Raw genomic sequence first — 23,965 nt, forward strand, 5'->3', positions numbered from 1 at the left:
TTACGAAGTGTGAGGGGGAGACAAAGCACGTGAGGTGCTTCGAGCGCACCAATTATAGGGAGTTAGCTGGTTCGATGCCAGCCCTATACCCTGCGTCATTGAAATTACCACGGTGTTGGCCGCAGCAATTCCAATAACGTCCATCTATCAATAAAGCCGCTTCTATACTGCGCGGAATGATATTTCCGTTGGGATCGCTTCACCTTGCCAGTACATTTCTGCGGCAACATTGGAGGCTAACTGGCGATAGATGTCAGCAAATTCACTGTCAGGATGGCTAACAACCGTTGGTTCGCCACGATCAAGGTCTTCGCGCAGTGAGATATGCAGTGGGATTTGACCCAACAACTTGCAATGGTATTTCTGCGCCAGTTTCTCTGCACCACCAGTACCGAAAATAGGCTCCAGATGGCCGCAATTGCTGCAAATATGCATGCTCATATTCTCCACGATACCCAGCACTGGCACATGAACTTTCTCGAACATTACAATGCCCTTCATGGCATCTATCAAGGCGATATCTTGTGGTGTTGTCACCACCAGCGCGCCGGTCACCGGAATGTTTTGCGAAAGAGTCAGTTGAATATCACCGGTCCCCGGCGGCATATCAATCACCAGATAATCCAGATCCGGCCATAGGGTATCTTGTAGCATCTGCATCAAGGCCTTACTGGCCATTGGGCCGCGCCACACCATGGCGTTCTCGTCAGTCACCAGATAGCCGATGGAGTTAGTCGCCAGACCATGGGCCATAATCGGCGCCATATGCTTGCCATCAGGTGAGGTTGGCCGCTGATTCATAGTGCCCAGCATGTTCGGGATCGACGGGCCATAAATATCAGCATCCAGAATACCGACTTTCGCCCCCTCCTCCGCCAATGCTAGCGCCAGATTCACCGCAGTACTCGATTTCCCTACACCGCCTTTGCCGGAGCTGACCGCCAGAATATTGCGCACCCCTTTGATGCCCGGCTGGTCATTGGCACGTTTTAGCGTGGTGATGTTGTGGGACAACTTCCAGTCAATAGCTTTAGCACCTGTCACCGCCAGCAACTCTTCACTGACGCTCTCTTTCAATACATCAAAACCAAACTGCCAGGCAAAAGGCATCACCAGCTCAATATGGAGCACATTGTCCAATAAGGCACAGTGATGAATGGCGCGCAACGTGCCGAGATCCTTTTGCAGGGTTGGGTGGGTAAAGGCGGTAAGAACCTTTGAAATTTGTGATTGCAGCAGATCGGCGGTGGTCTGCTCAGGGGATTTTTGGCTCATCCCGGCTCCTTGAATTTATCGTTATTAACCTATGGATAATAACAATAGTGTACCAGAACTCATTAGCGCCTGTGTGGGCCGAATAGAGAGAAAATCGGCTCAGGCCACATAACCGCCAGGGTTAATAACCAAATAGACTGAAAACAGGTGAAAATCTATTCGTTATGACTTAAGGCAAGATCCCAGCGGCCTTACCCTAGCGGCAAACCGGCTTATCGGTTAACATCAAAGACCCTTTAATCGACATAAAGAAAGCAATTTCCCACTATGGCTCAAGTCGCGAAAAAAATATTGGTGACGTGCGCGCTACCATACGCTAACGGTTCTATTCATCTCGGTCACATGCTCGAGCACATCCAGGCAGACATCTGGGTCCGTTTCCAGCGAATGCGCGGCAACCAGGTTCATTTTATCTGTGCAGATGATGCTCACGGCACTCCAATCATGTTGAAAGCTCAGCAATTGGGTATCGAACCGGAGCAGATGATTGCCGAAATGAGCCAGGAGCACCAACAGGATTTCGCCGGTTTCGCTATCAGTTATGATAACTATCACTCCACCCACAGTGATGAAAACCGTGAACTGTCAAGCCTGATATACAGCCGCCTGAAGGCAAACGGCTATATCAAGAGTCGCACTATCTCTCAGCTCTATGATCCTGAGAAAGGCATGTTCCTGCCCGATCGTTTTGTTAAAGGCACCTGCCCGAAGTGTAAAGCGCCAGATCAATATGGCGACAACTGCGAAGTCTGCGGCGCGACCTACAGCCCGACTGAGCTTATTGATCCAAAATCTGCCGTTTCCGGTGCCACACCGGTGATGCGCGAATCTGAGCACTTCTTCTTTGACCTACCTGCATTCAGCGAGATGCTGCAAGCCTGGACGCGTTCTGGCGCACTGCAAGAGCAAGTTGCCAACAAAATGCAGGAGTGGTTTGAATCAGGCCTGCAACAGTGGGATATCACCCGCGATGCACCCTATTTTGGTTTTGAAGTGCCTGATGCACCGGGTAAATATTTCTACGTGTGGCTAGATGCCCCTATCGGTTATATGGGGGCGTTTAAAAACCTGTGTGACAAACGGGGTGATTTGGACTTCGATGAGTTCTGGCGTGAAGGCGCTGAAACCGATCTTTATCACTTCATCGGTAAAGACATCGTTTACTTCCATAGCCTGTTCTGGCCGGCGATGCTGGAGGGCAGTAACTTCCGCAAACCCACCAATCTGTTCGTCCATGGTTATGTCACGGTCAACGGCGCAAAAATGTCGAAATCCCGTGGCACATTCATCAAAGCGGGTACTTACCTAAAGCATCTGGATGCCGATTGCCTGCGTTATTACTATGCCGCGAAGCTCTCCTCCCGCATTGATGATATCGATTTGAATCTGGAAGATTTCGTCCAGCGCGTTAACGCCGACATCGTCAACAAAGTGGTGAATCTGGCCTCCCGTAATGCCGGTTTTATCAACAAACGTTTTGCCGGCAAGTTAGCTGACCAACTGGCAGATCCCGCGCTGTATAAAACCTTCACCGATGCAGCTGTCAGCATTGCTGATGCCTACAACAGCCGCGAATCAAGCAAAGCAATCCGTGAGATCATGGCGCTGGCTGATGTTGCCAACCGCTATATTGATGAGCAAGCGCCGTGGGTGGTGGCGAAAGAAGAGGGCCGTGACGCCGAGCTGCAAGCCATCTGCTCTATGGGCATCAACTTGTTCCGCGTGCTGATGACTTATCTGAAACCGGTATTGCCATCCCTCAATGAGCGTACTGAGGCTTTCCTCAATACCGAATTGACGTGGGATAGCATCGAACAACCGCTGCTGGGCCATCAGATTAATGGCTTTAAAGCGCTGTTTAACCGTATCGATTTGGACAAGGTGAACGAGATGGTCGCCTCTTCTAAAGAAGATATGGCGGCAACCGTGGTGGCAACTGGCCCATTAGCCGATGACCCGATTCAGGAAGTTATCAGTTTCGATGATTTTGCTAAAGTGGATATGCGTATCGCACTGATTCAACAAGCAGAATTTGTCGAAGGCTCCGATAAATTGCTAAAACTGACACTGGATATCGGTGGCGAAACCCGTCAGGTATTCTCTGGCATTCGCTCGGCGTACCCGGATCCAAAAGTGTTGGAAGGCCGTTTGACCATGATGGTAGCAAACCTGGCTCCACGCAAAATGCGCTTCGGTATTTCTGAAGGCATGGTGATGGCAGCCGGCCCTGGCGGCAAGGATATCTTCCTGCTCAGCCCAGACGCTGGCGCTCAGCCGGGTATGCAAGTGAAGTAAAATAGAGTGCTTTTACCACTATGCCGATGAGGGAGACCTGATCGGCATTTTTTTTGCCTTTGCCGCTATGGTTATCACTGCTCCCCCGCTCCCCCGCCTCTTGCCTTTGCTGCTTATTTAAGCCATCCAAACTAAAAGATATAACGCGATCGAAAAATTCATAACAAAGTTAATTCCTTATCAAAAAAGTTATGGTTATGATGCTGCATAGAGATGGATAGACGTCTAGACACAAAGATAGCTACAACAACAGCAGCAACACACACATTGCCTAACTTATCGACACCATGACGGAGTTCCGGATGAAAAAAATTGCTTCCCCATTACTGGCCCTGAGCCTGCTGACGGCACTGCCGGTATTCGCTGCGGACACCGCCACATTAGCCCCAATCCCTGATGCTATCGCCAAACATCCAGGGCAGATTAAGATCGCGGTGATCCGTAATTTGGGTTCCGACGACAACACCACACAGTTTCTCTCTGGCGTGTTGAAAGAGGGCAAAAAGCTCGGTTTCAAGGTGGATACCTTCCTGAGCAATGGTGATGACGCCCGTTTTCAGGACTTCGTGAACCAAGCTATCAGCCAAAAATATGACGGCATTATTCTTTCTCAAGGCCGTGATCCTTACTCAACTGAGCTGGTGAAGCGCATTGCGGCCAGCGGCATCGCCGTCTCGGTGTTTGACACCGCGATTCAAGGTGAGATCCCCGGTCTGACAGTGACTCAGCAGGATGATGCTTCCCTCACCAATGAATCCTTTGGTCAATTGGTCAAAGACTTCAATGGTAAAGCCAATATCATCAAACTGTGGGTGGCCGGTTTCCCACCCATGGAGCGCCGTCAGGCGGCTTACCAGACGCTGCTGAAACAGAATCCGGGTATTAATGAGTTGGAGTCTATCGGTGCTGTCTCTTCGGATGTTCAAGGGGATACCGCCAATAAAGTGGGTGCGGTATTGGCGAAATACCCGAAAGGCAAAATTGACGCGATCTGGGGCACTTGGGATGCATTTTCTCAAGGCGCTTATAAAGCCTTACAAGAGAATGGCCGTACCGAAATCAAACTGTACAGCATTGATATCTCGAATCAGGATCTGCAACTGATGCGCGAAGCCAATAGTCCGTGGAAAGTCAGTGTCGCCGTAGACCCTAAACTGATCGGTGCCGTGAACTTGCGTCTAATTGCCAAGAAAATTGCGGGTGAAGCCACACCTGCCAGCTATGAGTTCCGCGCCGCCTCCATTCCTCAAGCATTGCTAGCCAGCCAACCCGGCCCGGTTAACGTGGCAGGTTTGAGTAAAATCATTCCCGGCTGGGGCCAGTCTGATGACTTCAACTCACCCTGGTTTGCCACCCTTGCGGCTAAAAACGCGCAGTAACGGCCAGCAGTTAGAGTGGCGAGTCATGGTAGCTAAGCACGGTAGCTAATCACCGTCAGTAAGGGGCCTACATGGCCAATTGATTTGGAGTGAAATAGATGGCAACGCAAGTAACCTTGCCGACACCAGAATACAGCCGCAATATGCGGCTGATTGGTCATAGTGATCAGGGCGGCAAACCAGATGGTGTGCAGGTAATGGTACATCGTGGCTACGCCTATGTCGGCCATATGGTGTCACAAGGAGTATCGATTATTGATGTCCGGGACGCGAAAAATCCGCGCCCTGCCGGTTTTATCGCCGCACCCGCCAATACCTGGAATGTACACTTACAGGCCCATGATGACCTGCTACTGGTGATTAATGCCCGCGACCTGTTTGCTGACGCCAGTTTTGCCGAAGAGAAGGTCTATTACACCCGCTCGGTGGCACAGACCGTCAGCACCCGTCAGGAGGGCCGTAACTGGAGCGCCGGATTACGTATTTTTGATATTTCGACACCAGATAAACCGCGCGAAATCAGCTTCTTGCCACTTGATGGCATCGGCATTCACCGCATCTGGTACGTCGGTGGGCGCTGGGCCTATGTCTCTGCGCTACTCGATGGTTACAGTGATTATATCTTCCTGACCATTGATCTGGCTGACCCACAAAACCCCGAGGTTGCAGGTCGTTATGCGCTACCCGGTATGCATACTGCCGCCGGTGAACAAGCCAGCTGGCCGGAGGGTAAACGCTACGCACTGCATCATGCCATTATCAGTGGTGACACCGCCTATGGTAGTTGGCGCGATGGTGGACTGACCCTATTAGATGTCAGTGATCGGCACGCGCCCAAACTGATTAGTCATCGTAACTGGAGCCCCCCTTTTGGCGGTGGCACCCATACCGCGCTGCCGCTACCCGACCGCGACCTGCTTGTAGTGCTGGATGAGGCGGTGCTGGATAATCAGGAAGATGGTGAGAAGCATATCTGGCTATTTGACATTCGCGAGCCAAGCAATCCGGTGAGTATCTCGACATTCCCGCAACCCGATGAGCGGGATTATGTGAAAAAAGGTGCACATTTTGGCCCACATAACCTACACGAAAACCGCCCGGGTAGTTTTATCAGCTCATCACTGATTTTTGCCACTTATCAGAATGCCGGTGTCCGCGCTTATGACATCAGCAACCCCTATCAGCCGAAGGAGACCGGCGCTTTGGTGCCCGCCGCACCGGAAAAAATGATGGATAAACGCCCTGGTCGCCCACAAGTCATTCAGTCATGTGATGTATTTGTTGATGCACAAGGGATTATCTACAGCACCGATTATAATGGTGGGCTATCAATCATCGAGTACTTAGGTTAAAAATCCCCTTCGCCCTTGAAGTTGCAGGGGGTTAGCTACGCGCGCTTACCCAAATCACTGACCTGAGTCAGCTCATCGGGGTGCCCGCGCTTGCTGCCTACCTGCAACGCCAATAATTTTGGGCAAGCTTATTACTGGCAGCTCTGCTGTTTGCAAAATATATTTCCGCGCCCCCCTCTCTCTTCCTGCCGCAATAGTCTAATGTAATTGGTTGAGCTATTGTCGTCGTGCTGTACGCGTGCCATTTTTATTAGAAAATCCGCATAAAAACAGTTTGTTATCCAAATAATTACAAATAAGAAAATACCATGAAAGGATTTCCCTCACGTGTCACCAATCTGCTGATTGCTTCGCTGGTGTTAACCATTGGTCGAGCCGTTACCCTGCCCTTTATCACCATCTATCTTGCTGAGCATTTTCAATTGGCACCGGATAAAGTTGGGCTAGTGCTAGGGGCGAGTTTGACATTGGGTATTTTCACCAGCCTCTATGGCGGCTATCTGGTGGATAAATTCAACAAAAAACAGTTGATCTTGCTGGCAATCACACTGTTTGCAGCCACCTTCTTTACGCTGCCGTGGGTAGAACATCCCGCCTGGATTATCTTGATTTTGGCCCTGCTGCACTCAGCTTACTCGGTCTATGGCATTGCCATTAAAGCCTGCTTTGCCGACTGGCTGCCGGTCAACGAACGCATCAAAGCCTTTTCTGCCAACTACACGCTAGTTAATGTCGGTTGGGCGGTCGGCCCGGCATTAGGGGTGTTAGTGGTCAATATCGGCCCGCAAGTGCCATTTATCATTTCAGGCGCGCTGGCATTGCTGGTTGCCATCACCCTAAAATTCAGGATTAGCAGCGCTGATATGTCAGCCGCTAAATCGACACTGACAGAACCTGCACCTGATTTTCGCCAAACATTCCGCATCTTGCGCCACGATAAGCGACTGATTTACTTCACCCTCGGCGGCATGTTTAGCGCGATTGTCTTTGGCCAATTCTCCGGATATTTATCGCAATATCTGATTACCGTTGCCGATGCCCAATTCGCCTATCAGGTGATTGGGGCGGTCATGACCGTGAATGCCGTGATTGTGATCACTCTGCAATACCTATTGAGCCGCCGCATGAATCAGCAGAATTTAATGCGCTGGTTGATGCTCGGCACCCTGTTCTTTATCATCGGCTTGCTTGGGTTTATGGCCGCTCAGGACTCGATCCCATTATGGATGCTGGCAATGGCGATCTTCTCATTGGGCGAGATTATTGTTATTCCGGTCGAGTACTTGTTTATCGATTTTATTGCGCCAGCGAATCTTAAAGGCAGTTACTATGGGGCGCAGAATCTCGGTCAACTGGGCGGAGCCGTTAACCCCGTGCTTTGTGGTTTTTTGTTAGCCTATGCTGCGCCGCAGATGATGTTCTATATGCTGATTATCGCGGCTATTCTGGGACTGGCCTTCTTCTATCGCGGTTACCTGCTGGCTAAAGCACCCGCTGCTGGCCACCAGCAGAATCAGTCGTGATTGGCATAATTCCATTAAAATTATTCATAGTGTGATGGCTGGCACATAACCAAAGTTAATTGTATGATGAATCAATTCCGTTACTCAGGACCCTCTCTATGCGCAATGTGATTTCACTTTGCTGGCAGTACTTACGGGCTTTCGCCATTATTTACCTCTGCCTATGGGTCGGTAAATTTGTCGCCTTGCTACTGCCCATCACCATCCCCGGCAGTATCATCGGTATGCTGATTCTGTTTACTCTGCTTGCATCGCAAATCTTGCCCTCAAGCTGGGTCAAGCCCGGTTGCCGCATACTGATCCGCTACATGGCGCTGCTGTTTGTCCCAATCGGTGTCGGCGTGATGCAGTATTACGATCAACTTACCAAGCAATTCGGCCCCATTGTCGTCTCCTGCTTTGTCAGCACCCTGATCGTGATGTTAGTGGTGGCGTATAGCTCACATTATGTCCACCGCGAGCGCAAAGTTATCGGCTCTCCAACCCATACGGAGGATGACAAATGATCAGCAACTTATGGTGGTCACTGCCACTGACCTTAATTGTCTTCTTCGTTGCCCGCTATCTGGCCCGCTGGCTAAAAATGCCGCTGCTTAACCCATTACTGATATCTATGGTTGTGATCATTCCATTACTGTTGGTCACACAGATGCCCTACGCCAACTATTTTGCTGGCAGCAAAATCCTAAATGACCTGCTACAACCGGCGGTGGTGGCATTGGCTTTCCCGCTCTACGAACAGTTGCATCAAATTCGCGCGCGCTGGAAATCCATCATAACCATCTGTTTTATAGGCAGTATTACTGCCATGGTGAGTGGCACCGCCGTGGCCCTGTGGATGGGGGCGACACCCGAAATTGCCGCGTCAGTATTGCCTAAATCGGTGACGACCCCCATCGCCATGGCGGTGGCCGAATCTATTCATGGTTTGCCGGCTATCAGTGCGGTATGTGTGATTTTCGTCGGTATTCTGGGGGCGGTATTTGGTCACAGCTTGCTGAATTTATTGAAAATCACCACTAAAGCCTCGCGAGGTTTGGCGATGGGGACGGCTTCCCATGCTCTGGGTACCGCCCGCTGTGCGGAGTTGGATTATCAGGAGGGGGCGTTCAGCTCGCTGGCACTGGTTATCTGCGGGATTATCACCTCTCTGGTAGCGCCGTTCTTATTCCCAGTGCTACTACATTTGTTTGGCTGATGGCATCTCCCTGACGGCGGTTAATCACCAAGATTAATACATAAATTTGAGATACATCTCTCATTAGTTATTTTACTTGCATAAATTTCATATATAACGGGATACACATCACACTAATAGCCTCCTAAGCTGCCTAAAATAGCTTCCCGTTACAATTGGAGATAATCCCATGCAAGCACGTTTTCACGCCCCTTGGGCTGAGCTGCCCGCTGCACTGCAATCCGCACTTGAACCTATTCTGAGCGCAAACGATTTCCCTGCCATGCTGACCGCCGAGCAAGTGAAAACGGTAAAAGAGATCAGTGAGTTAGATGACGATACACTGGCTTTTGCACTACTGCCCCTGGCTGCTGCTTGCGCACTCACGCCCATCTCCCACTTTATGGTCGGGGCCATTGCGCGCGGGAAAAGCGGCAATCTCTATTTCGGTGCCAATATGGAGTTCAGCGGCGCGCCATTGCAGCAAACCATCCATGCTGAGCAGTGTGCGGTCACTCACGCCTGGCTACGTGGTGAAACCGGTCTGGTGTCCATTACCGTCAATTACACGCCTTGTGGCCACTGCCGCCAGTTTATGAATGAGCTAAACAGTGGCACTGATTTGCATATTCATCTGCCAGGTCGCCCTGCGTCTACACTGGGCCAATATCTACCGGATGCCTTCGGCCCGAAAGATCTGGCGATCACCACCCTGCTAATGGACCCGGTGGATCACGGTTACTCGGTGGCAGCAACCGATCCTCTGACACAAGCCGCACTTCATGGTGCCAACCATAGCCATGCGCCTTACAGCCTTTCTCACAGTGGTGTTGCCGTCGAACTGGCTGATGGCACGATTTATACTGGCCGTTATGCTGAAAACGCGGCGTTCAACCCGAGCCTGCCGCCACTGCAAGCCGCATTGATTTTAGCGAATCTGTCCGGCAAAGATTGTGCTGCTATTCGCCGCGCAGTGCTGGTGGAAGGTAATAACGCGATTTTAAGTCAGTGGGATGCTACTCATGCAACACTGGCGGCCTTAGGTTGCTCAGAGGTCAACCGCGTCACTTTTTAAGTTGGTTATTTTTTAAGCTAAAAAGACCTGGTTTGCTGGGGTTATATCGTTAACCCCAGTTAACCAAACAACACATTCCCGCAGCTAATAACTAAATCTGCAAGATAACTCGCATTTCCACCTGTAACCGACATATTTAACTAACAAAAGCTGTACATATTTCTCTTATCTTTTAGGATCGGGGCAACTACCTGATAACGTCAACTATCTGATAACGTCTAAGAGTAAAACTCATGGAACTTGAATACGAAAGTAAGCGCCCCCTCTATATCCCCTACGCCGGCCCTATCCTGTTAGAATTCCCTCTGCTGAACAAAGGCAGCGCCTTCACCAACGATGAGCGCAACCATTTCAACCTGCACGGCTTATTGCCGGAAGCGGTTGAAACCATTGAAGAACAAGCAGAGCGTGCTTACCGCCAGTATCAGGATTTCAAAAACGACGACGATAAGCATATTTATCTGCGCAATATCCAGGACACCAACGAAACCCTATTTTATCGCCTGCTGGAAGCTCATCTCAGTGAGATGATGCCGATTATCTACACGCCAACTGTTGGTGAAGCATGCGAACACTTTTCGGATATTTATCGCCGTGCACGTGGCTTGTTTATCTCTTACCCCAATCGTGAACACATTGACGATATGCTGCAAAACGCCACCAAGCAAAACGTTAAAGTTATCGTGGTGACCGACGGTGAACGTATTCTTGGCCTTGGCGATCAGGGCATTGGCGGCATGGGTATTCCAATCGGTAAACTGTCACTCTATACCGCGTGTGGTGGTATCAGCCCTGCGTATACTTTGCCAGTGGTATTAGATGTTGGCACCAATAATCCACAACGCCTGAATGACCCGCTGTATATGGGCTGGCGTCATCCGCGTATTTCCGGTGACGAATATTATGCTTTCGTGGATGAATTCATCCAGGCAGTAAAACGTCGCTGGCCAAATGTACTGTTACAGTTTGAAGACTTTGCTCAGAACAATGCCACCCCGCTACTGAACCGCTACCGTGATGAGCTGTGCTGTTTCAACGATGATATCCAAGGTACAGCAGCAGTGACCCTCGGCAGCCTGATTGCCGCCAGCCACGCGGCAGGCAGCCAGTTGCGCGACCAAACTGTCACCTTCCTTGGGGCCGGATCTGCGGGTTGCGGTATTGCAGAACAGATAATCGCGCAGATGATTTCAGAGGGGTTGAGTGAAGAGCAAGCTCGTGGGCGGGTGTTTATGGTTGACCGCTTCGGCCTGCTGACCGACAAACTGCCGAATTTGTTGGCTTTCCAAAGCAAATTGGTGCAAAAAAGTGATGCGCTGCAAAACTGGAATTTAACCAGTGACTCAATTTCACTGCTGGATGTGGTGCGCAATGCCAAACCAACCGTGCTAATTGGTGTTTCAGGCCAGCCGGGGCTGTTTACGGAAGAGTTGATCCGCGAGATGCACCAACACTGCCCACGGCCAATCGTGATGCCACTCTCAAACCCAACATCGCGGGTTGAAGCTCGGCCAGAAGATATCATTAACTGGACTGATGGTGCCGCGCTGGTGGCGACCGGTAGCCCATTCTCACCGGTTAGCTATAAAGAGAAACTCTATCCGATTGCTCAGTGCAACAACTCCTATATCTTCCCCGGTATTGGTTTAGGTGTGCTGGCATCCGGTGCCAAACGTGTCACCGATGGGATGTTGATGGCCGCCAGCCGTGCATTGGCAGAGTGCTCACCGCTGGCACTTAACGGCGAAGGCGCGTTACTGCCCAATATCGACGATATTCAGGCCGTATCAAAAACAATTGCCATGCAAGTTGGCAAAGCTGCACAGTTGCAAGGTGTCGCCATTGTGACCTCAGAAGAAGCACTGGCGAAAGCCATTGAGCATAACTACTGGCAACCGCAGTACCGCACCTATAAGCGCACCTCGTTCTAAACCTAATTCGGCCTGTGCTTCGGCATGGGCCGCCCCCTGCAACAGCAAGAACGAAGGGATACCCAAATTAATTAGAATTGCAGTTAGACAGCAAACATCAGACCACTGACAAACCTCAGTTACTCACTCTAAAAAGGTGAGGACAGGTAGAAGAGTAAAGCGTCCGCGCCAGGGAGGGCGCGGCTCGAGCCTCCATGGATGGATCTACGGCGTCTTTACGATCTACTTGTTCTCACCGTTCAAGTACATTGTCAGTGATTCGGGTGACAAATCTGTCGGGAGCAGATTTGAACGCTGCTGGCAGCGGCCTCGCAGAGGCGAGGCCCATGGATGGGCCGAGTAATGAGCGCAGCCAACACACCTGCAGCTTGAAAGATGACAATTATCCCCAATAGATTTCGAGTTGCAGGAAGGCGGCAAGCAAGAGAATCCCGATGAGCTTACATCAGTAAGTGATTCGGGTGATTGAGCGCAGCCAACACACCTGTAGCTTGAAAGATGATGGGGATAGGTATTGCGCAACATGGACGGGTACAGTAGCCTTGCAACTATCACCAGTGAGTTGAATGCATCGAAGGCCAGAGAATGTGGAAACGCCTGATTATTAGCTTAATTATCATCGCAGGGTTGCTGATGGTCACAGCTATTGCACTCGATCGCTGGATCAGTTGGAAAACTGCCCCCTTTATCTATGACGAGCTACAGGATTTACCCCACCGACAGGTTGGCGTGGTACTTGGCACCGCCAAATATTATCGCACTGGGGGCATTAATCAGTTTTATCAATATCGCATTCAAGGGGCGCTAAACGCTTATAACAGCGGTAAGGTCAGCTACTTACTGCTCAGTGGCGACAACGCCCTGCACAGTTATAACGAGCCGATGACCATGCGCCGTGACTTGATCGCCGCCGGTGTCCCACCGGCTGATATCGTGCTGGATTACGCCGGTTTCCGCACGCTGGACTCCATCGTCCGCACGCGAAAAGTCTTTGATACCAATGATTTTATTATCATTACTCAACGCTTCCACTGCGAACGGGCGCTGTTTATCGCTCAGCATATGGGAATTCAGGCGCAATGTTTCGCTGTACCATCGCCAAAAGATATGCTCAACGTTCGAGTACGCGAAATCTTTGCCCGCCTTGGTGCGCTATCTGATCTCTATATCCTGAAACGCGAACCCCGCTTCCTCGGGCCACTAATCCCTATTCCGGCGGTACACATCATACCGGATGACGCCCAAGGCTATCCTGCCGTCTCGCCCGAACAACTCGTCGAGCTAGAGCACCGGCTGGCGGAAGAGAAACAAAAAAACAGCACCACCCCTGAACCCGCAACAAAATGAGTTCTGGCAGACTGCTGACAAAACACGATGACGCGATCTGGAGCGGAGAGGACGGGTAGAAGAGTAAAGCGTCCGCGCCAGGGATGGCGCGGCTCGAGCCTCCAGGGACGGATTGACGGCGTCTTTACGATCTAGCTGTTCTCTCCACACCGGCACTTTGTCAATAACCTCGTTCTGGGTTTGGTTTTTGAATAGGTTTGGTCTTCGCCTTTGACCTTGAGCGCAATTAGAGGATGGGGAGGTGATCGCTTCGGTTGACATGAGATAGGTGTTCACTTGGCCTCTCGCGCCTCAACCGCTAGCAAAAACTACTCCCTTTGCCCCAAAAACAGTCCTACATCACTCTCAACCTCCCCCATCTCCTGCAACAACTGCAAGGTCTCCAGCGCCTCATCTTCATCCAGCCGACTCATCGCAAACCCCACATGCACCAACACCCAATGGCCGATCAATGCCGCGCGGCCCGGGGCATCCTCGGCCACCAGCATAATATTGACACTGCGCCGCACACCGCACACATCCACCCAAGCTGTACCCGCCTGCGTCTCATCCAATGCCACAATTTGCCCTGGAATACCTATACACATAATCTGGCCTCTGTCTCTTCCCGCCGCGCGGTTCTAGCTATAAAAAGTAAACTCACTCCACCTCCAACCGCTTAATCATCACCCCATCATTCGCGGCACCAATACGTAAATGACTCCCCGCGCACAACGGGCAGCGCGTCACTTTGCTGCTAAGTAAATTAACCTCCTGCTGGCAGTCGTGGCACCACACCTGTGACTGCTGCTGGCTAAGGTGTAGAACGCAACCTTCCGCCAGCGTGCCACGACACACTAGCTCAAAACAGAACACCAATGCCTGCGGCTCGACACAGGAAAATGCACCAGTCTCCAGCCACACGCCGGTAATCCGCTGCGCGCCATGCAGCCGCGCCTGCTGCTCCATCATGGTAAGCGCGTTTTGGCATAAGGTTATCTCATGCATGACTCTGCTGCTCCTGTGGTGATTGCTCTGTGCTAAGTGATGCAAAGAAGATGCCAGCAATACAGCGCTTTTTCGCAGTTCATCACCCCATATAACAATCTGATAAATAAAATTATTAGCTAGATTTCCCTCGCGACAGATTCATCATGCGAATAATCACTGTCGAAGTGTCATCGTCGAGCATGGCTTTCGTCACTAATGTCGACACTTCAGGCTGGCAACCATGCTGTGTTGGCGGCATTTTACCTCTCGCTTCACTATCCGCCATTGGCCGAGACCATAGCCTATGGGCCTCCACGCGGCTTTTCCCACCGCGGCTACCGTGCTGGCACAAAATATGCTTTAGAGCTGGGAAATGATCGCTATCAGCCTGACTGTCACCAGATTTTTGTCCCGGAGGGTATGGCTATGAACCGCTTTGTGATTGCGGAGCCGAGGCTTTGTATTGGATGCAATACCTGCATGGCTGCTTGCAGCCAGGTGCATAAAGCCGAGGGTTTACAAGAGCATCCCAGATTGACCGTGATGCGTAACGCCACGGTTACGGCACCAATTCTCTGTCGCCACTGTGAGGATGCGTGGTGTGCACGGGTTTGCCCGGTCAATGCCATCACCATGACCAATCACTCGGTTGAATTGGATGAAACCACCTGCATCGGCTGCAAACTCTGTGCCATCGCCTGCCCATTTGGCGCAATCACCCCGGCGGGCAGCAAACCACTGGCGGTGCCGGACACTTTCCCGGAGTTCATTCCGATGAGCGAACTGTCCGATGTGCCGTTCAGCCCCGCTAACATGCACCCCCTCCTCGCCTGGAGCGCCGGGGTGCGCACAGTGGCGGTGAAATGTGACTTATGCCGCTTTCAGCCCCAAGGACCGGAGTGCGTGCGGGTCTGCCCGACCAACGCCTTGATACTGGTGGATGAACAGAGCATCGAACAGGCGAATCGGGCTAAGCGCATGGCGGCGGCCTGTGGGTTAGCAGATAACGGGGCCTTTCTGGCCATGGACAGCGCGCCCGCTATCTCTCACGAGGAGCAGAAAAGATGATGACTTCACTTGAGCTATTGTGGCTCTCTTTATTGCTCTATCTGGCAGGTGCGCTGCTCTCCTTGCTGTTGGCACGGCGCGAAACTGCGGCTATCTATGCCTCTGGGCTGGCTTCATTGCTGGGAGGCATTGCCGGTCTGTTGGCTGCCACGCCCACCTTACTCGCTGGCGGCACTATTACTTTTGCTACTGCGGGGCCATTCCCCTTCGCGGCATTCACTCTACGCCTTGACCCACTCGCCGCCTTTATGCTGCTGGTCATTTCATTGCTGGTGGTGATAACCGCACTCTACTCATTGGCCTACGTGCAGGAGTACAAAGGGCGCGGCGCCTGGGGAATGGGGGTGTTTATGAATCTGTTCATCGCCTCGATGGTGGCTCTGGTGGTGGTGGATAACGCCTTCTATTTCATCGTGTTTTTCGAAATGATGTCACTGGCCTCATACTTCCTGGTGATAGCCGATCAGGATGACGATGCCATCAGCGCCGGCCTACTCTACTTTCTGATTGCCCATGCCGGTTCGGTACTGATTATGGTCGCCTTCTTCCTGCTCTATCGCCTCAGCGGCAGTCTGGAGTTTGCCGCTTTCCGGCAGGTGGAACCGCAACCGGTTATGGCCTCGATTATCTTCTTGTTGGCCCTCTTCGGCTTTGGTGCCAAAGCGGGGATGCTGCCACTCCATGGCTGGTTACCGCGCGCGCACCCGGCTGCCCCCTCTCATGCCTCGGCCCTGATGTCCGGTGTGATGGTGAAAATTGGCATCTTCGGCATCATCAAGGTGGGCATTGATTTACTGGGTGCCAGCCAGCTGTGGTGGGGCGTGGTGGTGCTGGCATTCGGCGCAGTGTCGTCGGTGTTGGGGGTGCTCTATGCGCTGGCGGAGCACGATATCAAGCGGCTGTTGGCTTATCACACCGTCGAAAATATCGGCATTATCCTAATGGGCGTCGGGGTCGGCATGATAGGTATCGCCAGCCAGCAACCGGTCTTGGCCGCTTTGGGTCTGCTCGGCGCACTCTACCATCTGCTTAACCACGCCGTTTTCAAAGGGCTGCTGTTCCTCGGTGCCGGTGCCATCATCTACCGCTTGCACACCAAGGATATGGAGAAGATGGGCGGGCTCGCCAGAGTGATGCCTTACACCGCGTTGGCCTTTTTGGTTGGCTGTATGGCGATCTCGGCCCTGCCGCCATTTAATGGTTTCGTCAGTGAATGGTTCACCTATCAATCACTGTTTACCATGACCAAAAATGGCGGTTTTATGATTCGTCTGGCGGGGCCGATTGCCATCGTGATGCTGGCTATCACCGGCGCACTGGCGGCGATGTGCTTCGTTAAAGTGTACGGCATCAGCTTCTGTGGCCTGCCGCGCAGCGAAAAAGCCGCCCTTGCGCGGGAAGTGCCGTGGCCGATGACCGCCGCCATGCTGCTGCTAGCACTGCTCTGTTTGGCGTTGGGGATTGGCGCGACTCAGGTGGCACCGATTATTGCTCGCATCGCCGCCAGCTTAATCACGGCCCCGCAAACACCCGCGATACAGGTGGCACAAGGGGTAGTGCTGTTCCCGCAACATAGCTCGCAGGCGATGCTCTCCACCCTCTGCATCTTCTTTGGCTTACTGATCTTGCCGCTGGTGATTTTACTGGTCGCCAGCCTCTACAAAGGCAGCCGGCTGGCATTTCGTCATGGCGGCGACCCTTGGGCCTGCGGTTATGCCTATGAGCAGGCGATGACCGTCTCCGCCGGGGGCTTTACTCAGCCACTACGGGTCATGTTCGCCCCGCTCTACCGGATGCGCAAAAAGCTGGACCCGGCACCGATGATGCAGAGTGCGCTGGAGCACTCAATCAGCGGCGCAACACGGGTGGAGCCGGTATGGGACGACAAAGTTGTGGCCCCGCTTATCCGCCTGATCCAATGGCTCAGCCAGCGTATTCAATGGCTGCAACAGGGTGATTTCCGCCTCTACTGTCTGTATGTGGTCGCCGCGCTGGTGATTCTGCTGATTGTGGCGGCTATTTAAGGAGACGAGCAATGCCAACTACCGATATGCCTACGGTCTCTATGATTGCCTTCGCCTGCGGGCAGGCGCTTTTCATGCTGGCGCTGGCTCCGTTGATGTCCGGCATTTCGCGCATGGTGAAAGCCCGAATGCACTCTCGCCGTGGGCCGGGGGTGCTGCAAGAGTATCGCGATTTAGCCAAGCTGCTGAAACGGCAAGATGTGGCACCGGCCAATGCTGGCATCATCTTCCGCCTAATGCCCTATGTGCTACTGGGCAGCATGTTGCTGATTGCCATGGCGCTGCCGATCTTCACTCTGGCCTCGCCGTTTGGGGTGGCGGGAGATCTGATAGCGCTGCTCTATCTGTTCGCGCTATTCCGCTTCTTCTTCTCACTGGCTGGTCTGGATAGCGGTAGCATTTTCGCCGGTATCGGTGCCAGTCGTGAGTTGACACTGGGGGTGCTGGTGGAGCCGACGCTAATCCTCTCGCTGCTAGTGGTCGGGCTGATTGCCGGCTCCACCAATATCGGCACCATCAGTACCACCCTGTCTGAGGGCCACTGGCAGTCGCCGACCGCCACCGCGCTGGCGTTGCTGGCCTGCGGTTTCGCGGTATTTATCGAGATGGGCAAAATCCCGTTTGATGTCGCCGAAGCTGAGCAAGAGCTACAGGAGGGGCCGCTGACTGAATACTCCGGCGCGTCACTGGGGCTGGTCAAGTGGGGGATTAGCCTCAAGCAAGTGGTGGTGGCGCAACTGTTCCTCGCGGTATTTATCCCGTTCGGCAAGCTGGCGGTACTCAGCGGCCCCGGACTGCTATGGGCGCTGGTGGCCTGCGTTGCCAAATTGGCGCTGATATTTGTCCTCGCCTCCATGGTGGAGAACAGCATTGCCCGTGGGCGCTTCCTGTTGACCTCACGTGTTACCTGGCTAGGGTTTGGTGTTGCCGCCCTCTCCCTGGTTTTCTATCTCACCGGTCTTTAAGGCGCTACTAACCTCATCATGGAGAACCTGGCTCTTATGAACATAGCCCTGGCGACTATTTTACTCCCGTTTGTGGGGGCAATCCTCACCGCCTGTCTGCCACAGCGTATGGCGAAATGGTCCTGTACCCTCTTCGCGCTGCTGACCACACTAGAGACGGTGCTGTTGGCCTATGGCTACTTAGCGGGCGGGAAGATTGATGTCACTTTTGAATTGATTCATTACGGTGATATGGCGCTGTTTGGTCTGACTATCGATCGCATCAGCACACTGATTGCTTTCGCCGTGGTATTCCTCGGGCTGCTGGTGAGTCTCTACTCCACCGGCTATCTGACTCTGGGGAACCGCGAGCATCCGCACGAAGGCACCAACCGCTACTACGCGCTGCTACTGGTATTCATCGGTGCAATGGCGGGTTTAGTTTTATCATCCACCCTGCTGGGTCAGCTGTTCTTCTTTGAAATCACCGGCGGCTGCTCATGGGGATTGATTGGCTACTACCAGAGCCAAAAGTCCCTGCGCTCGGCGCTAAAAGCGCTGTTGGTGACGCATGTGGCGGCCATCGGCCTCTATTTGGCGGCGGCGGTGCTGCTGGTCAACACCGGCACCTTTGCCCTGACGGCGCTGGCACAGTTGGATAGCAGCACCAAAATCATCGTGTTTGGCGGTATCTTGTTTGCCGCGTGGGGGAAATCAGCCCAGCTACCGCTGCATATTTGGTTACCCGATGCAATGGAAGCGCCGACCCCGGTCAGCTCCTATCTGCACGCCGCGTCAATGGTCAAAGTGGGCGTCTATATCTTTGCTCGTGCTATTTACTCGGCAGGTGACGTGCCGCAGATTATCGGCACTGTGGGCATGGTGATGGCGGTTATCACGCTGATTTATGGTTTCTTCATGTATTTGCCGCAAAAAGATATGAAGCGGCTGCTCGCCTACTCCACCATTACCCAGCTCTCTTACATCTTCTTCGCGCTGTCACTGGCTATCTACGGCTCGAAAATGGCCTTTGATGGCGGCATTGCCTACATCTTTAACCATGCCTTCGCCAAGAGCCTGTTCTTCCTGGTGGCAGGTGCGCTGAGCTACAGCTGCGGCACCCGCATGTTGCCGAAACTCAAAGGCATCATGGGCAAAATGCCACTATTGGGGGTGGGATTCTGTGTCGCCGCGCTGGCGATAACCGGAGTACCGCCATTCAACGGCTTCTTCAGCAAATTCCCTATTTTTGCCGCCGGCTTCTCACTCTCGCACGAACATTGGCTGCTGATACCACTGCTGCTCTTGGCGCTGATTGAGTCAGTGGCGAGCTTCGGCTGGTTTCTCTACTGGTTCGGGCAAACAGTGCCGGGTAAGCCATCAGAAGAGGTCGCCAGTGCTAAACCACTGCCGCTGGCGATGCAGGCAGTGCTGGTGATACTGGTGATCATGTCAGTGTGCTCAAGTTTTATTGCCGTCGCCTGGCTTGGATAAGGGAGTAAATAATGACCGGAACACTATTCATCAACAATCTTGTCATCAACAATCTGGCAGGGCTGCTGATCATTACCTCGCTGCTGGTAATTATCGTGAAGAGACCCGCCACTTCAGCGCTGTTTTATGCTTTGCAGTCACTGGTTTTGGTACTGATTTTCCTGGTGCTGGCTGAAACACTCAACGCCCATGAGTTGTATCTGTGGTCGTTAACCGCCTTTATCACCAAGGTGGTGCTGGTGCCGTGGATTATGTACCGCGCCTTTCGCCAGATGGAGGACCCCAAAGCCAATGGTGGCGTGATAGGTACTGCCAGTCTGATTTTTATCGCCGCCATCATCATCTTGCTGAGCTACTTCGTGGTCGAGCCGGTGCAGTTGCCGATGGTCAGTGCCCTGAAACCGGCACTGGCGGTCTCACTGGGGCACTTCCTGATTGGCCTGCTGTGTATCGTCACCCAGCGCAATATTCTGAAAAATATCTTTGGCTACTGCCTGATGGAGAATGGCGCGCATTTGATGCTAGCGCTGCTAGCTTTCCGCGCACCGGAGCTGGTGGAGATTGGCATTGCCACCGATGCCATCTTCGCGGTGGTGGTGATGACGCTTATGGCGCGCAAAATTTACCGCACGCTGCACACGCTGGATGTTAAACAACTGACGGCGCTAAAGGGGTAATGAAATGAGCAATACTGACCTGCTGCTGTTACTGCTGGCGATACCTCTGATAGCCTCACTACTGGCCTTTGCCTGTCGCGCCCTCGGCAGTGCCGCCCGCATGGCTTCCACTTGGGTGCACTTTATCGGCATCAGTTTGCTGCTGCTGGTGGCCTTGACGCTGGTGTGTCGGGTGGCCCTCGGCGGGGAGATTCTGGCAGCTCACCACTGGCTGCATATCGACAGCCTCAGTGCACTATTCCTCGCCATTCTGGGGATTATCGGTTTTATCACCGGCCTCTACTCGCTCGGCTATATGCGCCATGAGGTGAATAATGGCGAAATTACTGTCGGCACACTGTGCAACTATTATGGTTTCTTCCATCTGTTCCTGTTCACCATGCTGCTGGTGGTTACCAGTAATAACCTGATTCTGATGTGGGTGGGCATTGAAGCCACCACCCTCAGCTCGGCCTTTTTGGTGGGGTTATATGGTCAGCGATCCTCGCTAGAAGCGGCCTGGAAATACATTATTATCTGTACGGTGGGGGTGGCATTTGGGCTGTATGGCACGGTATTGGTGTACGCCAATGCGGCTAGTGTGTTGGCCGATCCCGGTAGCGCCATTTTCTGGACGGTGGTCGCTGAGCACGCCAAAGAGCTAGACCCTCGCCTGATGCATCTGGCATTTGTCTTTATCCTGATTGGCTTTGGCACCAAAACCGGGTTGTTCCCGATGCATTCGTGGTTACCGGATGCCCACAGCGAAGCGCCCAGCCCCACCAGTGCCCTGCTATCTGCGGTGCTGCTCAACTGCGCCCTGCTGGTGATCATCCGCTATTACATCATTATCAGCGCCGCGATTGGGCCGCACTTCCCGCAAATGCTGCTATTGGTGTTCGGCATGATGTCGGTTGCCGTCTCCGCGCTCTTTATTCTGGCGCAGCGCGACATGAAACGTCTGCTGGCCTACTCCAGCGTCGAGAATATGGGGCTGATTGCTGTAGCGCTGGGGATTGGTGGCCCGCTGGGGGTAGTGGCCGCGCTGTTCCACACCTTAAATCACAGTCTGGCAAAAACCTTGCTGTTCTGTGGCTCCGGTAATGTGCTGCTGAAATATGGCACGCGGGATATGGGGGCGATTAAAGGCATTATCCGCGTCGCCCCCCTCACCGCAGTGTTACTGGCCGGTGGCGCACTGGCGCTAGCGGGGATGCCGCCATTTAGCCTATTTATCAGCGAATTTATGCTGGTGGCCGCCACCATTAAAGCCGGCCATCTCTGGCTGGTGATTGTGCTGCTGTTGCTGCTGACACTGGTGCTGGCCGGATTGGTGCGCATGATTGCCAGCACGGTGCTGGGCACCCCGCCCCCTGCGGTCAGCAAAGGTGAACTGGGGATCCTCACCACTGCGCCAATGGTGATTTTACTGCTGCTGATGCTACTACTCGGGGTGCACATTCCCTCGCCAGTGACCCGTTTACTCACCGATGCGGCGCAGATTGTCCTCAAAAGTGACAGCAGTGCCCCCACAGTTCAGCCCTTTATGTTGCCGTGGCAATCGCGCTCGCCAATAACAGCAATCTCTCCGGCTCAACCGGCCCCTTCCGTCGCAGATGCCCATACCGCCCTGCAACTCACCCCGACACGTCAGGAGATGTAACGTGACTCACGAAACGCCCATTTCAGCCAATACCCTTTCAGGCCAACCAGCAGGCGGTGAAAAACGGGGGGCCGCCTATGTCGCCCGCCTGCGTGAACAATTTCCGGCGGCAATCCTCGATGAGGAGTGGCAGACCCACGACCAACTGACCATTACCATTAAGCTAAACAGCCTGCCGGAGGTGGTGGAGCACCTCTATTACCAGCAAGGCGGCTGGCTATCAGTGCTGTTCGGTAATGATGAGCGCAGCCTGAATGGCTATTTTGCCATTTACTATGTGCTATCGATGGAGGGGCGCGAACAGTATGGCGCACAGACTGGAAAACGCTATGGCGACAAGTGCTGGGTGATTGTCAAAGCGCTGATAAGCCCTGAGCGGCCTGAGTTCCCATCCGTCACACCAAGGGTTCCGGCGGCGGTCTGGGGAGAGCGCGAAGTGCGCGATATGTATGGCCTGCAACCGGTGGGTCTGCCCGATGAGCGCCGTTTAGTGCTGCCCGATGATTGGCCGGATGACCTCTATCCGCTGCGCAAAGATACTATGGATTATCGCCAGCGCCCCACTCCAACCGGCGACACCGAAACCTATCAGTTTGAGAATGAGGCGGGCAGCAGTAGCCGCGTGGTGCCTATCGGCCCGATGCACATTACCTCCGATGAACCGGGCCACTTCCGCCTGTTTGTTGATGGTGAGGATATTATCGATGCCGATTACCGCCTGTTTTATGTCCATCGCGGCATGGAAAAACTGGCTGAAACCCGCATGGGCTATAACGATGTCACCTTCCTATCAGACCGTATTTGCGGCATTTGCGGCTTCACTCACAGTGTGGCCTACACCTCATCGATTGAGAATGCGCTGGGCATTATCGTGCCGCCACGGGCGCAGATGATCCGCACCATTTTGCTGGAGGTGGAGCGGCTACACAGCCACCTGCTTAATATCGGTTTGTCTTGCCACTTCGTCGGTTTCGATACCGGTTTTATGCAGTTTTTCCGCGTGCGTGAAAAAGCCATGACCATCGCCGAGATGCTGACAGGGGCGCGTAAAACCTACGGTCTGAATCTGATTGGCGGGGTCCGCCGCGATATCCTGAAAGCTGATCGCATTAAAACCCTACAGTTGGTGGCAGAGATGCGCGCCGATATCGGCCAGTTGGTGGATATGCTGATGAGCACCGCCAATATTGAGCAGCGCACTGTGGGTGTTGGTCTGTTGGATCGTAAAATTGCCCGCGACTTCAGCCCAGTCGGCCCGATGATCCGCGCCAGTGGTTTTGCCCGCGATATGCGCCACGACCACACCTACGCCAACTATGCCAATGTGCCTAAAGAGCTGTTTAGCCTTGATGGCTGCGACGTGAACTCACGCCTGCTAGTGCGGGTGCGGGAGTTCTTTGACTCGCTGGTGATGATTGAATATGGCCTAAACCATATGCCTGGCGGCCCATTGCTGGAAGAGAGAGTCCACTATCAGCCCTACAAATTTGCCCTCGGCTTCTCCGAAGCGCCCCGTGGCGAAGATGTGCACTGGAGCATGACCGGCGATAACCAAAAACTGTTCCGCTGGCGCTGTCGGGCCGCCACCTACGCCAATTGGCCAGTGCTGCGCTATATGCTGCGCGGCAATACCGTCTCTGACGCGCCACTGATCATCGGCAGTCTTGACCCTTGCTACTCCTGCACTGATCGGGTCACTTTGGTGGATGTGCGCAAGCAGAAATCCGTCACTGTGCCCTACAAAGAGATCGAGCGTTATGGCATCGAGCGCACCCATTCGCCGCTCAAATAGA

20 protein-coding genes are annotated in these 23,965 nt (G+C 53.2%); 16 read left to right on the forward strand and 4 right to left on the reverse strand.

Annotated features, from left to right (window positions below):
- Window positions 1-162 precede the first annotated feature (162 nt).
- Window positions 163-1,275 carry an iron-sulfur cluster carrier protein ApbC gene (apbC, locus tag FFE93_RS13745; protein WP_049599213.1) on the reverse strand — a complete coding sequence of 371 codons (1,113 nt, stop codon included), beginning with the start codon at window positions 1,273-1,275 and terminating at the stop codon, window positions 163-165.
- A gap of 267 nt (window positions 1,276-1,542) precedes the next feature.
- Here apbC and metG point away from each other — a divergent pair, with 267 nt between their 5' ends.
- The 9 genes from metG to sanA all read left to right on the forward strand — a co-directional run bounded on the left by metG (window position 1,543) and on the right by sanA (window position 13,354).
- Window positions 1,543-3,570 (forward strand): methionine--tRNA ligase, encoded by a 2,028-nt coding sequence (gene metG, locus FFE93_RS13750; RefSeq protein ID WP_049599215.1) that lies wholly within the window; start codon window positions 1,543-1,545, stop codon window positions 3,568-3,570.
- Between the two features lie 302 nt (window positions 3,571-3,872).
- Window positions 3,873-4,949: a sugar ABC transporter substrate-binding protein gene (locus FFE93_RS13755; protein WP_005277351.1), complete on the forward strand. Its 1,077-nt coding sequence runs from the start codon at window positions 3,873-3,875 to the stop codon at window positions 4,947-4,949.
- Between the two features lie 98 nt (window positions 4,950-5,047).
- Window positions 5,048-6,301, forward strand: coding sequence for an LVIVD repeat-containing protein (locus tag FFE93_RS13760; RefSeq protein WP_005277353.1), 1,254 nt, complete (start codon window positions 5,048-5,050; stop codon window positions 6,299-6,301).
- 308 nt (window positions 6,302-6,609) lie between these two features.
- On the forward strand, window positions 6,610-7,824 hold the full coding sequence (locus tag FFE93_RS13765; RefSeq protein WP_005277355.1) for an MFS transporter: 1,215 nt from the start codon (window positions 6,610-6,612) through the stop codon (window positions 7,822-7,824).
- A gap of 98 nt (window positions 7,825-7,922) precedes the next feature.
- A complete protein-coding gene (locus tag FFE93_RS13770) occupies window positions 7,923-8,330 on the forward strand; it encodes a CidA/LrgA family protein (RefSeq protein ID WP_005277357.1) in 408 nt (135 codons plus the stop codon).
- Complete coding sequence (locus FFE93_RS13775; protein WP_049599218.1) at window positions 8,327-9,022, forward strand: CidB/LrgB family autolysis modulator; 696 nt, start codon at window positions 8,327-8,329, stop codon at window positions 9,020-9,022. The genes FFE93_RS13770 and FFE93_RS13775 overlap by 4 nt, the downstream gene beginning before the upstream one ends.
- Window positions 9,023-9,191: 169 nt before the next feature.
- Entirely contained in the window at window positions 9,192-10,076 is an 885-nt protein-coding gene (cdd, locus tag FFE93_RS13780) for a cytidine deaminase (protein ID WP_005277361.1), read from the forward strand.
- Between the two features lie 233 nt (window positions 10,077-10,309).
- Window positions 10,310-12,007 carry an NAD-dependent malic enzyme gene (locus tag FFE93_RS13785; RefSeq protein WP_005277364.1) on the forward strand — a complete coding sequence of 566 codons (1,698 nt, stop codon included), beginning with the start codon at window positions 10,310-10,312 and terminating at the stop codon, window positions 12,005-12,007.
- A gap of 585 nt (window positions 12,008-12,592) precedes the next feature.
- Window positions 12,593-13,354, forward strand: coding sequence for an outer membrane permeability protein SanA (gene sanA / locus FFE93_RS13795; RefSeq protein ID WP_054872903.1), 762 nt, complete (start codon window positions 12,593-12,595; stop codon window positions 13,352-13,354).
- Window positions 13,355-13,662: 308 nt separating this feature from the next.
- Here the strand turns inward: sanA and FFE93_RS13805 are convergent, their stop codons facing one another.
- The 3 genes from FFE93_RS13805 to FFE93_RS21555 form a co-directional block, all read right to left on the reverse strand.
- Window positions 13,663-13,941, reverse strand: coding sequence for a HypC/HybG/HupF family hydrogenase formation chaperone (locus tag FFE93_RS13805; RefSeq protein ID WP_005273791.1), 279 nt, complete (start codon window positions 13,939-13,941; stop codon window positions 13,663-13,665).
- 52 nt (window positions 13,942-13,993) lie between these two features.
- Window positions 13,994-14,341, reverse strand: coding sequence for a hydrogenase maturation nickel metallochaperone HypA (gene hypA / locus FFE93_RS13810; protein ID WP_054872902.1), 348 nt, complete (start codon window positions 14,339-14,341; stop codon window positions 13,994-13,996).
- A gap of 115 nt (window positions 14,342-14,456) precedes the next feature.
- Window positions 14,457-14,609, reverse strand: coding sequence for a hypothetical protein (locus tag FFE93_RS21555; protein ID WP_156172694.1), 153 nt, complete (start codon window positions 14,607-14,609; stop codon window positions 14,457-14,459).
- A gap of 140 nt (window positions 14,610-14,749) precedes the next feature.
- On the opposite strand from FFE93_RS21555, the gene FFE93_RS13815 reads away from it, so the two are divergent.
- Genes FFE93_RS13815 through FFE93_RS13845 form a run of 7 tightly spaced genes read left to right on the forward strand, consistent with a single transcriptional unit; the run spans window position 14,750 to window position 23,964 of the window.
- Complete coding sequence (locus FFE93_RS13815) at window positions 14,750-15,391, forward strand: 4Fe-4S dicluster domain-containing protein (RefSeq protein ID WP_138775976.1); 642 nt, start codon at window positions 14,750-14,752, stop codon at window positions 15,389-15,391.
- Window positions 15,388-17,415: a hydrogenase 4 subunit B gene (hyfB, locus tag FFE93_RS13820; RefSeq protein WP_054872901.1), complete on the forward strand. Its 2,028-nt coding sequence runs from the start codon at window positions 15,388-15,390 to the stop codon at window positions 17,413-17,415. The genes FFE93_RS13815 and hyfB overlap by 4 nt, the downstream gene beginning before the upstream one ends.
- Before the next feature lie 11 nt (window positions 17,416-17,426).
- Window positions 17,427-18,380, forward strand: coding sequence for a respiratory chain complex I subunit 1 family protein (locus FFE93_RS13825; RefSeq protein WP_032897686.1), 954 nt, complete (start codon window positions 17,427-17,429; stop codon window positions 18,378-18,380).
- A gap of 36 nt (window positions 18,381-18,416) precedes the next feature.
- Entirely contained in the window at window positions 18,417-19,853 is a 1,437-nt protein-coding gene (locus tag FFE93_RS13830) for a hydrogenase 4 subunit D (protein WP_409994323.1), read from the forward strand.
- Window positions 19,854-19,864: 11 nt separating this feature from the next.
- Window positions 19,865-20,530 carry a hydrogenase 4 membrane subunit gene (hyfE, locus tag FFE93_RS13835; RefSeq protein ID WP_138775360.1) on the forward strand — a complete coding sequence of 222 codons (666 nt, stop codon included), beginning with the start codon at window positions 19,865-19,867 and terminating at the stop codon, window positions 20,528-20,530.
- A gap of 4 nt (window positions 20,531-20,534) precedes the next feature.
- Window positions 20,535-22,172 carry a hydrogenase 4 subunit F gene (locus tag FFE93_RS13840; RefSeq protein WP_005273803.1) on the forward strand — a complete coding sequence of 546 codons (1,638 nt, stop codon included), beginning with the start codon at window positions 20,535-20,537 and terminating at the stop codon, window positions 22,170-22,172.
- 1 nt (window position 22,173) lies between these two features.
- A complete protein-coding gene (locus FFE93_RS13845; RefSeq protein ID WP_057647076.1) occupies window positions 22,174-23,964 on the forward strand; it encodes an NADH-quinone oxidoreductase subunit C in 1,791 nt (596 codons plus the stop codon).
- Window position 23,965: the final 1 nt, after the last annotated feature.

Source organism: Yersinia sp. KBS0713 (assembly GCF_005937895.2).
GTDB classification, from domain to species: domain Bacteria; phylum Pseudomonadota; class Gammaproteobacteria; order Enterobacterales; family Enterobacteriaceae; genus Yersinia; species Yersinia bercovieri.

Bases quoted from the DNA above. Each gene is read 5' to 3' on its own strand.
- apbC (WP_049599213.1), bottom strand. From the start codon at position 1,275: ATGAGCCAAAAATCCCCTGAGCAGACCACCGCCGATCTGCTGCAATCA.
- metG (WP_049599215.1), top strand. From the start codon at position 1,543: ATGGCTCAAGTCGCGAAAAAAATATTGGTGACGTGCGCGCTACCATAC.
- FFE93_RS13755 (WP_005277351.1), top strand. From the start codon at position 3,873: ATGAAAAAAATTGCTTCCCCATTACTGGCCCTGAGCCTGCTGACGGCA.
- FFE93_RS13760 (WP_005277353.1), top strand. From the start codon at position 5,048: ATGGCAACGCAAGTAACCTTGCCGACACCAGAATACAGCCGCAATATG.
- FFE93_RS13765 (WP_005277355.1), top strand. From the start codon at position 6,610: ATGAAAGGATTTCCCTCACGTGTCACCAATCTGCTGATTGCTTCGCTG.
- FFE93_RS13770 (WP_005277357.1), top strand. From the start codon at position 7,923: ATGCGCAATGTGATTTCACTTTGCTGGCAGTACTTACGGGCTTTCGCC.
- FFE93_RS13775 (WP_049599218.1), top strand. From the start codon at position 8,327: ATGATCAGCAACTTATGGTGGTCACTGCCACTGACCTTAATTGTCTTC.
- cdd (WP_005277361.1), top strand. From the start codon at position 9,192: ATGCAAGCACGTTTTCACGCCCCTTGGGCTGAGCTGCCCGCTGCACTG.
- FFE93_RS13785 (WP_005277364.1), top strand. From the start codon at position 10,310: ATGGAACTTGAATACGAAAGTAAGCGCCCCCTCTATATCCCCTACGCC.
- sanA (WP_054872903.1), top strand. From the start codon at position 12,593: ATGTGGAAACGCCTGATTATTAGCTTAATTATCATCGCAGGGTTGCTG.
- FFE93_RS13805 (WP_005273791.1), bottom strand. From the start codon at position 13,941: ATGTGTATAGGTATTCCAGGGCAAATTGTGGCATTGGATGAGACGCAG.
- hypA (WP_054872902.1), bottom strand. From the start codon at position 14,341: ATGCATGAGATAACCTTATGCCAAAACGCGCTTACCATGATGGAGCAG.
- FFE93_RS21555 (WP_156172694.1), bottom strand. From the start codon at position 14,609: ATGGCGGATAGTGAAGCGAGAGGTAAAATGCCGCCAACACAGCATGGT.
- FFE93_RS13815 (WP_138775976.1), top strand. From the start codon at position 14,750: ATGAACCGCTTTGTGATTGCGGAGCCGAGGCTTTGTATTGGATGCAAT.
- hyfB (WP_054872901.1), top strand. From the start codon at position 15,388: ATGATGACTTCACTTGAGCTATTGTGGCTCTCTTTATTGCTCTATCTG.
- FFE93_RS13825 (WP_032897686.1), top strand. From the start codon at position 17,427: ATGCCAACTACCGATATGCCTACGGTCTCTATGATTGCCTTCGCCTGC.
- FFE93_RS13830 (WP_409994323.1), top strand. From the start codon at position 18,417: ATGAACATAGCCCTGGCGACTATTTTACTCCCGTTTGTGGGGGCAATC.
- hyfE (WP_138775360.1), top strand. From the start codon at position 19,865: ATGACCGGAACACTATTCATCAACAATCTTGTCATCAACAATCTGGCA.
- FFE93_RS13840 (WP_005273803.1), top strand. From the start codon at position 20,535: ATGAGCAATACTGACCTGCTGCTGTTACTGCTGGCGATACCTCTGATA.